The 11,673-nt window shown below is 72.2% G+C and carries 6 protein-coding genes; 3 read left to right on the plus strand and 3 right to left on the minus strand.

Translation table 11 applies throughout. From position 1 onward, the window contains the following. Window positions 1–35: 35 nt before the first annotated feature. Window positions 36–2,588 carry an alpha-glucan family phosphorylase gene (gene glgP, locus Q7T15_RS06775; RefSeq protein ID WP_304694586.1) on the minus strand — a complete coding sequence of 851 codons (2,553 nt, stop codon included), beginning with the start codon at window positions 2,586–2,588 and terminating at the stop codon, window positions 36–38. A gap of 451 nt (window positions 2,589–3,039) precedes the next feature. Here glgP and Q7T15_RS06780 point away from each other — a divergent pair, with 451 nt between their 5' ends. Continuing rightward, entirely contained in the window at window positions 3,040–5,010 is a 1,971-nt protein-coding gene (locus Q7T15_RS06780) for an alpha-1,4-glucan--maltose-1-phosphate maltosyltransferase (RefSeq protein ID WP_304694596.1), read from the plus strand. Continuing rightward, a complete protein-coding gene (glgB, locus tag Q7T15_RS06785; protein ID WP_304694588.1) occupies window positions 5,010–7,271 on the plus strand; it encodes a 1,4-alpha-glucan branching protein GlgB in 2,262 nt (753 codons plus the stop codon). The genes Q7T15_RS06780 and glgB overlap by 1 nt, the downstream gene beginning before the upstream one ends. A gap of 9 nt (window positions 7,272–7,280) precedes the next feature. Here the strand turns inward: glgB and Q7T15_RS06790 are convergent, their stop codons facing one another. Together Q7T15_RS06790 and Q7T15_RS06795 are read right to left on the minus strand one after the other, a co-directional pair. Further along, a complete protein-coding gene (locus tag Q7T15_RS06790; protein ID WP_304694590.1) occupies window positions 7,281–8,204 on the minus strand; it encodes a tetratricopeptide repeat protein in 924 nt (307 codons plus the stop codon). Then, window positions 8,204–10,084, minus strand: coding sequence for a hypothetical protein (locus Q7T15_RS06795; RefSeq protein ID WP_304694592.1), 1,881 nt, complete (start codon window positions 10,082–10,084; stop codon window positions 8,204–8,206). The genes Q7T15_RS06790 and Q7T15_RS06795 overlap by 1 nt, the downstream gene beginning before the upstream one ends. A 264-nt stretch (window positions 10,085–10,348) precedes the next feature. Here Q7T15_RS06795 and Q7T15_RS06800 point away from each other — a divergent pair. Beyond that, the coding region (locus tag Q7T15_RS06800; RefSeq protein ID WP_304694594.1) for a DivIVA domain-containing protein at window positions 10,349–11,673 on the plus strand (1,325 nt) is incomplete at its 3' end.

Genomic DNA, 11,673 nt, shown 5'->3' on the forward strand with positions numbered 1-11,673 from the left:
GACGGCGCCGACGACGACACGCGGCCGACCGGCCGCTAGTGGGCGACGGCGACGAGGCCGAGCTCGGCCGGCGAGGCCAGGAGCTCGTGCCGCGGCGTCACGCGCACGGTGTAGCCGAACGAGCCCGAGCGCCCGAGGCGCACCGTGCCCGCGAAGGTCGCCGGCTGGCCGAGATCGTGCGAGACGAGATCGAGCCGCTGGCGCTGGACGTCGACGAGGTCGTCGCCGTTGCGGGCGCGGCCGTGCACGACCTCGACGAGCACGTCGTCGGGCGTGAGACCGGCGAGCTCGACGTACGCGCGCACCTCGAGCTCGTCACCGAGCTGCGGCGACTCGACGCCGCCCGACTCGACGTGCGCGACCGAGACGCTCGGCCACTCGGCCTGCACGCGCTGCTTCCAGGCCGAGAGGTGCTTGGCCGGGTAGTGGTCCTGCTGCGAGATGATGCGCTGGGCCTCGGCGGCCGGCATGTAGAGGCGCTCGACGTACTCGCGCACCATGCGGTCGGCCGAGAGCTCCGGCGAGAGCGTCGAGAGCGTGTGACGGATGCTCTGCACCCAGCGGCGCGGAACGCCCTGCTCGTCGCGGTCGTAGAAGCGCGGCGCGATCTGGTGCTCGATGAGGTCGTACATCGCGTCGGCCTCGAGCTTGTCGCGCTCGGCGCCGTCGCCCGCGGCGTCGGCGGTCGGGATCGCCCAGCCGTTCTCGCCGTCGTAGTACTCGTTCCACCAGCCGTCGAGGATCGACAGGTTGAGCGAGCCGTTGAGGGCCGCCTTCATGCCCGACGTGCCGCACGCCTCGAGCGGGCGCAGCGGGTTGTTGAGCCAGATGTCGGTGCCCGGGTAGAGCAGGCGCGCCATCGCGATGTCGTAGTTCGGCAGGAAGACGATGCGCTCGCGCAGCTCGGGCGCGCTCGCGAACTGCACGAGGCGCTGGATGAGCGCCTTGCCGCCGTCGTCGGCGGGGTGCGACTTGCCGGCGATCACGAGCTGCACGGGGCGCTCGGGGTCGGTCAGCAGCGCGCGCAGGCGGTTCTCGTCGTGGAGCATGAGCGTGAGGCGCTTGTACGTCGGCACGCGGCGCGCGAAGCCGATCGTCAGCACGTCGGGGTCGAGCAGGGAGTCCATCCACGCGGGGGCCGCGATACCCGGGTTCTCCTCCTCCCAGGCCGCCTTGACGCGGCAGCGGGCGTCGGCCACGAGCTGCTCGCGCATTGCGCGGCGCACCGACCAGAGGTCGCCGTCGGTGATCGCGGGGCCCGCGAAGTCGGCGGCGGAGGTCTCGAAGTGGCCGAGCTTCTCGTGCACGAGCCCGACCATGAGCGGGTCCGTCCAGGTCGGGGCGTGGACGCCGTTCGTGACGGAGGTGATGGGCACGTCGGCCTCGTCGAAGCCCGGCCAGAGCGCGCCGAACATGCCGCGCGAGACCTCGCCGTGCAGCTGCGAGACGCCGTTCGCGCGCTGCGCGAGGCGCAGGCCCATGACGGCCATGTTGAAGACGCCCGAGTCGCCGCCCTCGTAGTCCTCGGCGCCGAGCGCGAGCACGTCGGCGACGTCGACGCCGCGCAGCAGTTCGGTCGAGAAGTAGCGCTCGATGAGGCCGAGGTCGAAGCGGTCGATGCCCGCGGGCACGGGCGTGTGCGTCGTGAAGAGGGTGCCGGCGCGCACGACCTGCAGCGCCTCGTCGAAGCTCAGGCCCTGCGCGATGAGGTCGCTGATGCGCTCGAGACCGAGGAAGCCCGCGTGGCCCTCGTTGGTGTGGAAGACCTCGGGCGAGGCCGTGCCGCTCACCTCGACGTAGCGCTTGATCGCGCGCACGCCGCCGACGCCGAGCAGGAGCTCCTGCAGGAGTCGGTGCTCCCCGCCGCCGCCGTACAGGCGATCGGTGACGCCGCGCAGCTCCTCGCCGTTCTCGTGGATGTCCGTGTCGAGCAGGAGGAGGACGACGCGCCCCACGGTCATCTGCCAGACGCGCGCGTGCAGGGCATCGCCGCCCGGGAGGGCGAGCGTGACGAGCGCGGCCGCGCCGTCGGCGTCGCGGAGCAGCTGCATCGGCAGGCCGTCGGGGTCGAGGACGGGGTAGCTCTCCTTCTGCCAGCCGTCGCGGTCGATCGCCTGCCGGAAGTAGCCGGCCTTGTAGAACAGGCCGACGCCGATGAGCGGGAGGCCGAGGTCGGAGGCGCTCTTGAGGTGGTCGCCGGCGAGGATCCCGAGTCCGCCGGAGTACTGCGGGATCGCCGAGGCGATGCCGAACTCGGGCGAGAAGTACGCGATGCGCTCGGGCGCGCCCTGCAGCGACTGGTACCAGCGGGGCTCGTCGAGGTAGCGGCGCAGGTCGTCGCGCAGCGACTCGGCCTCGGCGATGAAGCCGGGGTCCTTCGCGAGCTCCTCGAGCCGGGCCGGGTCGATGCCGCCGAGCAGGGCGATCGGGTCGTGCCCGAGCTCGTCCCAGCGCTTCGGGTCCATGCGCTCGAACAGCTGGCGGGTCGGCTCGTGCCACGACCAGCGCAGGTTGGCGGCCAGGTCGCCGACCGCGGCGAGCGAGGCCGGCAGAACAGTACGAACGGTGAAACGGCGGATCGCCTTCACGACATCACTCCTCGATCGCGGGCAGGGTGGCGGTTGCCCACAAGGGGACAGCCTAAGCGAGGGTGCACCTGCCCGTTAACGAGGAGCAGGACCGGTCCCCGTCATGGGCGACGGGTCTCGGTCCTGCATCTCATCCGCCGCATTCGGGTCGCTTCGGATGGGATGCGCGCGCTCGGGGACTTCGGGTGGTCTCCGACCGCAGCGCTTCCACTGACGACAGTACGCGGCGCGACGGCACGCGCAAGAGAAGTGACGCGTATTCGCGTACCCCTGCCGGGGTACATTTCTGTCCCCCCTAATGCCCACACCGCGCGCCACCCTCGACGAATCCTCCGCGGCTTCTGGCAGAGACCTGCACATCCGCCCTCGCGGGAGCCCCCGCCGGGGGTAGCGTCGAGGGGTGGCACAGAACGAGAACCTCCCCTTCAGCCCGAGAATCGGCCGGATCCCGATCCGTCACCTCTCCCCCCAGCAGCCCGAGGATCGATGGCCCAGCAAGGCCTTCGCCGGCGAGGTCGTCCCGTTCGCGGCGACGATCTTCCGCGAGGGCCACGACGTGCTCGGCGGCGACCTCGTCCTGATCTCCCCCGAGGGCGAGACCACCGAGCATCCCCTCGCGATGCGCACCAAGGGCACCGACCGGTGGGAGGCCGAGGCCCTCATCGATCAGGAGGGTCTCTGGCGCTGGCGCATCCGGGCCTACACCGACGACTGGGCGACGTGGCTGCACAACGCGACCGTCAAGATCGAGGCGGACGTCGACGTCGACGTCATGCTCCTCGCCGGAGCGCAGCTGCTCGACCGCGCTCGCGGACTCGCGAAGGGCACGCCCGACGCGACCGTTCTCAGCCAGGCCCGCAAGGCGATGCAGAACGCCAAGCAGACCCCCGCCGCGCGCCTCGCCGTCGCGACCGACGCGCGCGTCCTCTCCGCCATCGCGCGCCACCGCCTCATGAGCCACGAGACGCTCAGCGACGAGCAGGTCCTCCGCGTCGAGCGCTCGCGCGCGGGGCTCGGCAGCTGGTACGAGTTCTTCCCGCGCAGCGAAGGGGCCAAGCGGAAGAAGGACGGGTCGTTCACCTCCGGCACCTTCCGCACCGCGACCCGGCGACTGCCCGCAGTGGCCCAGATGGGCTTCGACGTGCTCTACCTGCCGCCCATCCACCCGATCGGGCGCGTCAACCGCAAGGGGCCGAACAACACCCTCACCCCCGGGCCGAGCGATCCGGGCAGCCCGTGGGCGATCGGGGCCGCCGAGGGCGGGCACGACGCCATCCACCCCGATCTGGGCACGGTCGACGACTTCACGGCGTTCCTCGCCGCCGCGAAGAAGAACGGCCTCGAGGTTGCGCTCGATCTCGCCCTGCAGTGCGCGCCCGACCACCCCTGGGTGACTGAGCACCCCGAGTGGTTCACGACCCTGCCCGACGGCTCGATCGCGTACGCCGAAAACCCGCCGAAGAAGTACCAGGACATCTACCCGCTCAACTTCGACAACGACCCCGAGGGGCTGCGCGAGGAGATCCTGCGGATCGTTCGCTACTGGATCGACCTCGGCGTCACGATCTTCCGCGTCGACAATCCGCACACCAAGCCCCTCCAGTTCTGGGAGTGGCTGCTCGGCATCATCAACACCGAGCGGCCCGACATCGTCTTCCTCGCCGAGGCGTTCACGCGCCCGCCGATGATGCAGTCGCTCGCCGCGGTCGGGTTCCAGCAGTCGTACACCTACTTCACGTGGCGCAACACCAAGAAGGAGCTCGAGACCTACCTCACCGAGCTCAGCCACGAGACGAGCGCCTTCCTGCGCCCCAACCTCTTCGTGAACACCCCCGACATCCTCACCGAGTACCTCCAGTTCGGCGGGGTGCCGGCGTACCGCATCCGCGCCGCGATCGCCGCGACGGCGAGCCCGACCTGGGGCGTCTACGCCGGCTACGAGCTCATCGAGAACGTCGCGCGGCCCGGCAGCGAGGAGAACATCGACAACGAGAAGTACGAGTACAAGCAGCGCGACTGGGCCGCCGCCGCGAAGAACGGCTCGACGATCGCGCCGTACCTCACGCAGCTCAACACGATCCGCGCGCAGCACCCGGCGCTCCGCCAGCTGCGCAATCTGCGCGTGCACTGGAGCGACGACGACGCCGTACTCGTCTACTCGAAGGTGCTGCCGGGCCGATTCGTGCGCTCGGGCCGCACCGACGGCATCATCGTCGTCGCGAACGTCGACCCGCACTCGGTGCGCGAGACCACCGTGCATCTCGACCTCGAGGCGCTCGGTCTCGAGCCCGGCTCGACCTTCGAGGTGAAGGACCTCATCACGGGCGCCCGCTACCGCTGGGGCACCGACAACTACGTGCGCCTCGACGCGTTCACCGAGCCCGTCCACATCCTCCGCATCGACTACCCGAAGGGCCTCTGATGGCGATCGAGAAGAAGACGCACCAGCCCGCGGCCGGCACCGCCGGCATGAGCGGGGATGCCGTGCCCGCCCCGTCGGCGCCCGCGGGCGCCCCGGGGCCCGCACCCCTCCACCCCGACCACCGCCGCGCGCTCGTCGAGGCTCGACACCCCCGCCCCCACGACGCCCTCGGCCAGCACCACGGCGACGAGGGCTGGGTCGTGCGCGTCGTGCGCCCCCTCGCCGCGACCGTGACGGTCGTGCGCGCCGACGGGAGCGAGCACGCGCTCGCCCACGACGCCGACGGCCTGTGGCACGGCCTCCTGCCGGGCGGTCCGGCCGACGGCCAGGCGTACACCGTCCGTACCACCTACGACGGCGGCCCCGATTGGAACGCCGACGACCCCTACCGCTTCGTGCCGAGCGTCGGCGAGGTCGACCTGCACCTGTGGGGCGAGGGCCGCCACGAGCAGCTGTGGCACGTCCTCGGCGCCCACCGCCGCGCCCACGAGGGCGTCGACGGCACCGCGTTCGCCGTCTGGGCCCCGCACGCGCAGGCCGCCCGCGTCATCGGCGACTTCAACGGCTGGAACGGCGCGCTGCACGCGATGCGCCGCCTCGACGACAACGGCGTGTGGGAGCTCTTCGTGCCCGGCCTCGCCGCCGGCTCGGCGTACAAGTTCGAGCTGCTGACGGCCGAGGGCGCGTGGGTGACGCGCGCCGACCCCATGGCGCGCTTCACCGAGACCCCGCCGGCGACCGCGTCCGTCGTGGGCGAATCGCACTACGAGTGGGGCGACGGCGACTGGATGGCCCGCCGCGCCGCCAACGACCCGCACTCGGGCGCCATGAGCGTCTACGAGATGCACCTCGGCTCGTGGCGGCCCGGTCTCGGCTACCGAGAGCTCGCCGACCCGCTCATCGAGTACGTGACCGAGCTCGGCTTCACGCACATCGAGTTCATGCCGCTCGCCGAGCACCCCTACGGCCCCTCGTGGGGCTACCAGGTGACCGGCTACTTCGCGCCGACGTCGCGATTCGGGCACCCGGATGACCTGCGCTACCTCATCGACCGCCTCCACCAGGCCGGCATCGGCGTGATCATGGACTGGGTCCCCGCGCATTTCCCCAAGGACGAGTGGGCGCTCGGCAGGTTCGACGGTGCGGCCCTGTACGAGCATCCGGACCCGCGTCGCGGCGAGCACCCGGACTGGGGCACCTACATCTTCGACCTCGGCCGCAGCCAGGTCCGCAACTTCCTCGTCGCCAATGCCCTGTACTGGCTCGAGGAGTTCCACATCGACGGCCTCCGGGTGGATGCCGTCGCGAGCATGCTCTACCTCGACTACTCGCGCGAGGAGGGGCAGTGGCTGCCCAACCAGCACGGCGGGCGCGAGAACCTCGAGGCGATCAGCTTCCTGCAGGAGGCGACGGCGACCGCGTACAAGCGGGTGCCCGGCATCGTGATGATCGCCGAGGAGTCGACGTCGTGGCCGGGCGTCACGCGCGCGACGAGCGACGGCGGGCTCGGCTTCGGCATGAAGTGGAACATGGGCTGGATGCACGACACGCTGTCGTACTTCCAGCGCGACCCGATGTGGCGCTCGCACCACCACAACGAGATCACCTTCAGCTTCCTCTACGCGTTCAGCGAGAACTTCATGCTGCCCATCAGCCACGACGAGGTCGTGCACGGCAAGGGCTCGCTGCTCGGCAAGATGCCCGGCGACCAGTGGCAGAAGCTCGCCAACGTGCGCGCCTACCTCGCGTTCATGTGGGCGCACCCCGGCAAGCAGCTGCTGTTCATGGGCCAGGAGTTCGGGCAGCCGAGCGAGTGGAGCGAGGAGCGCGGCCTCGACTGGTGGATCCTCGACCAGCCCGTGCACCGCGGCCTGCACTCGCTCGTCTCGCGCCTCAACGCGGTCTACCGCGAGAACCCGGCGCTCTGGGAGCTCGACAACGAGCCCGAGGGCTTCTCGTGGCTCGAGGGCGGCGACGCGGGCAACAACGTCATCGCGTTCGAGCGGCGCGCGGCCGACGGCAGCCCGATCGTGGGCGTCTTCAACTTCAGCGGCAACACCGTCGGCTCGTACCGCCTGCCGCTCCGCCACGCCGGGGCGTGGCGCGAGGTCGTCAACACCGACGCGCACGAGTACGGCGGGTCGGGAGTCGGGAACCTCGGCTCGGTCACGGGGGACGACACCCCCTGGGGCGGTCGCCCGGCCTCGGCCGAGCTGACGCTCCCACCGCTCGCGGGGCTGTGGCTCGCGCCGGAGCGGTAGCCGCTCGCCTCAGTACAGGAGCGCCGTGAGGCGCCGGCGGGCCGCGATCGTCCGCGGGTCGTCGGCGCCGACGATCTCGAAGTAGTCGAGCAGCCGCGTGCGCACGGCCGTGCGGCCGTCGGCGTCGAGCGCGGGGAAGACGTCGAGCAGGCGCCCAAACGCGTCGTCGACGTGCCCGCCGCTGAGGTCGAGGTCGGCGACCGCGAGCTGGGCATCCGCGTCATCGGGGCTCGCCGCGGCGGCCGCCCGGACGTCGGCGGCGACCGCGCCCTCCAGGCGCAGCAGCAGGTTCACCTGAGCGAGGCCCGCGACGGCCTCCTGGTCGCGCGGGCTCTGCGCGATCGCGGTGCGATAGGCGGATGCCGCGGCCGCGTAGTCGCCGCGGGCGATCGCGTCGTAGGCCTCCTGATGCAGAGGGGGCAGGGGCTCCTCGACGGGCTCGGTCGGGGCGTCGTCCTGCTCGAGGACTCCCGTGACGCCCTGCTGCTGCGCGAGCTCGAGCACCTGGTCGAGCACCTGGCGCACCTCGGCCTCGGCGGGCATGCCGACGAAGAGCTGGAGCGGACGACCGCCGATGACCGCGGCGACCGCGGGAACCTGCTGCACCTGGAAGGCCTGAGCGAGCTGCGGGGAGCGGTTGCCGTCGACCGTCACGAGGACGATGCGGCCGCCGTAGCCGGCGATGATCGGCTCGAGCGCGGGCTCGATGCCGCTCGCGTAGAACTCGACGATGACCGGCACGCGCTGCGAGAGCTCGAGCACCTCGCCGAACGACGCGTCATCGGCCTCGCGCACGACGCCGCCCGACGGCGCCGCCGAGCCGTTCGGAGGAGCGGCCGCCCGGCCGGGAGCGGCCGCGGGCGCGCTCGCACGGCTGACGAGACCCGACAGGTCGACGGCGCCGCGCATCGCGGCCGGGTTGAGCGGTTCCATCACTGCACCTCCGAAGCGGCGATGAGCCCCTGCGTGTAGCCGAGCAGCACGACGGGGTCATCGGGGTTCTCGAGCGACGGCACGTAGAAGAGCACCTGCACGCCGTAGGTCGCGGTGATGCCGCGCTCGCTCGACTCGACGTTCGCGAGGGCCGCGACGCTGCCGCTCGCGTTGACCGTCGCGCCCGACTGCGTCGGGGTGACGGTCTCGGTCTCGGTCAGGTAGCCCATGACCAGGGCGCCGGCGTCGAGGGTGCTGAGCGTGAGGACGTCCGCGTCGCCGACGGCGTTGGTGAAGTCGATCGCCGCCGTGGAAGGGATCGCGGCGCGGCGCTCCTCCTTCTTCTCGAAGCCGATCTGGGTGCGCAGGCTGTCTCCCTCGGCCTCGAAGAGTGCGAAGTCGGGAGCGCCCGCCTCCCCGAGCAGCAGGAGCTCGGCGTACGACGCCACGACGGTCGCGGGCTGGACCGGCAGGAAGGGGGTGTCGGAGCTGAGGAAGGCGGTGCCGAGCGACGCGGGCGGAACTTCGGGGAGGGTCGCCTGCGGCTCGAGCGTGATCATGTAGGTCGCGCGGTACTGCTCGCGGGCGCTCGCCTGCGACAGCACGATCGCGAGGGGCGGCACCGTCTCGTCCTCGGGGTTGGAGACGATCGCGAAGACCTGACGGGGCCAGGCCTCCGTCTGCTGCGGCAGGACGAGGTCGACGGACCCGGTCGGGATGGCCGGAAGGGCCGCGACCTCGCCGTCGTTGGCGCGGGCGGCGTAGTTGGCCTGGCGGAGCTCGAGAGCGGGGCCCGCGAGGCGCGAGGCGGCCAGATCGCCGTTGGCCGCCTCATCCGCCTCGGCGACCGTCGCGGCCACGCGGCCGATGATGCGCTCGGCCTGACGGGCCGTCACCGCGACCGGGGGCAGCTCCTCCTCCGGCTCGGCAGAGGAGGAGGCCGTCGCGGCCTCGGTCGGCTGCGAGATGCTCAGGCCGCCGCCCACGCTGCACGCGGTGAGCACGAACGCGGTCGTGATCGCGGTCGGCAGGAGCGCGATCCGGCGCACCGCACGTCGGCCCTTCGGTCGGCCGATGAGCGTGCTCGCCTTGACCGGGCGGTAGCGCGAGGGCTTCGGCACGCGCGGCATCTTCGGACCCTTCGGGGTCTTGCGCCGCGGCCCGCGCTGCTTGCGCATGTGCACGAGCGCCCAGATGAGGGCGAGGAGGCCGAGGAGCAGCGCGGCGAAGCCCCCGAGGGTGAGCGGCGTCGCGAGCGGCGACGACACCTCGAGCGGCCAGGTGATCGAGAACTCCTGCGGCGCGGGGAGCGTGCCGTCGGAGACCAGGAGGAGAGAGACGTCGCGCGGCACGTTGACCGTGAGACCGAGCTCCCCCGAGCCCTCGAACTCGCCGTACCAGAGGTCGCTGCCGATGGGCGTGGGAACGGTCGACTCCGCGCCGACGACCTCCTCCGTCACGAGGGCCGCCTGCTCGGCGTCCCACGAGACGAGGGTGTAGGACGCCTCGCCGACCCAGCCGAGGACGTCGGTCGTGGTCCCGTAGACCGCGGCGATCGCGTCCGACTCCGTCGCGGACTCGGCCGCGGCATCCCCCGATTCGGCGGGAGCCGGGCTCTCGGAGGGGGCGGCGGACCCGCTCGGGCTCGCGCTCGGGGCGGGAGCGGGGCCGGCCTCGACGCCGCCGAGGATGGCGAGCGTCTGCCGACCGTCGTAGGCGTTGAGGGCGGAGCCGTCGATCACGGTGACGGGCGCGGTCGACTCGAGAGCCACCGACTCGGTCACGCGGTCGGCCTCGGCGAAGACGGTGCGCTCGGCGATGCCGAGCCCGATGCCGACGAAGGCGACGACGAACAGCACGATCGCGATGATGAATCGCACGGGTTCACTCCTCTCATGCTGGCCCGGCGCGCTCGTCCGCGCGCGTCCCGACCGTCCGCTGCGGGCGGCGGTCGCGCACCCTCAAGCAACGGATCTCGGACGGAGGCTCGCGGTTCGAGCTCTCCGGCCAGCAGAACAAAGACATCCCAGCTTACCGGAATCGGCCTCGACCGCCCATTCGCGCTCAGCCGGCGCGCAGGAGGCGCGGCCGCGCACCCCGATTACACTCGAACCCGTTCGCCTCATCGGACAGGGAGACCACACGTGGCAGCGATCGACAGCGACTTCGGGACCGAGATGCGCGGCTACAAGCGCGACGAGGTCGACAAGGCGATCCAGGAGCTCCGCAGGGACGTCATCAAGGCGAACTCGGACCGGGCGGAGACCGCCAAGGAGCTCAAGCGGCTGCAGGCCGTCGTGGACGACCTGCAGGCCGAGCTCGACGAGGTCGGTCGCCCCACCTATGCCGGTCTCGGGACGAAGCTCGAGCAGACCCTCCGCCTCGCGGAGGAGCAGTCGACGCGCCTCATCAGCCAGGCCGACATCGACGCCGAGCGCGTCCGCACGTCCGCTCAGGCCGACGTCGAGCGACTGCAGGCCGAGGCCGCCGAGCGGATCGAGCGCATGGTCGCCGAGGCCGCGCAGCGCACCGCCGCGATGAGCGAGAACGCGGCCCGCGAGGCGGAGGAGCTCCTCGAGCGCGCGCGCGATGACGCCGACCAGCTCGTGCAGGAGGCCACGCGCGAGGCCGCGACCATCCGAGGCGCCGTCGCCACGGAGGCCGCCGAGACGCGATCGATGGCGAAGCGGGAAGCGGGGGCGCTGCGCGCCGAGGCCGAGCGCGACGTCGCCGAGCTCCGCGTCGTCGCCGACCGCGAGGTCGCCGACGCGCGCGCCGCGGCCGGAGCGCTCGCGCGCGAGACGGCCGAGGAGCGCTCGCGATTCGAGAGCGAGAGCAGCACGCGCCGCGCGCAGCTCGCGGCCGACCTCGAGGCGGGTCGGAGCGAGCTCGAGCACGAGCTCTCGACCGCCCGCGCCACGGCCACGAGCGAGCTCGAGCGCGAGCGCGCGGAGTGGGACGCCGAGGAGGCGCGCCGTCGCGGCGAGGTGGAGGCTCTCGAGGAGCGCACCCGACGCGAGGTCGACGAGCTCCAGGAGCGCACGCGCGCCGCTCTCGAGACCGAGACGACCACGGCGCGCGCGGAGCTCCGCCGCGAGATCGACGCCGCTCGCGGCGAGGCGGAGAAGTACGTCGAGCAGGTCAGGGGCGAGGCCGATCGCTACGCCGAGACCGTGCGCGGCGACGCGGACGGGTACGCCGACCAGGTCAGGGCCGAGGTCGACGCCTACGCCGAGCAGACCCGCACGGCCGCCGACGCCTACTCGTTCGACTCCCGCAGCGCGGCCGACGCGCACGGGACCGCGGTGCGTGCCGAGGCCGAGGCCCGCGCGAGCGAGCTCCGCATGGCGGCCGAGTCGGAGGCCGCGACGGCACGCGAGGGCGCCGAGTCGTACTCGCTCGAGGTGCGGCAGACCGCCGATGCCTACTCCGCCGACACGCGCGCCGAGGCGAACGCCGCGGCCGCCGA

Source organism: Microcella sp., from assembly GCF_030645145.1.
Classification (GTDB): domain Bacteria; phylum Actinomycetota; class Actinomycetes; order Actinomycetales; family Microbacteriaceae; genus Microcella.

What these genes read in the sequence shown, in the direction of transcription:
- Q7T15_RS06790 (WP_304694590.1), bottom strand. Translation starts at nt 8,204, where the DNA reads ATGGAACCGCTCAACCCGGCCGCGATGCGCGGCGCCGTCGACCTGTCG.
- glgB (WP_304694588.1), top strand. Translation starts at nt 5,010, where the DNA reads ATGGCGATCGAGAAGAAGACGCACCAGCCCGCGGCCGGCACCGCCGGC.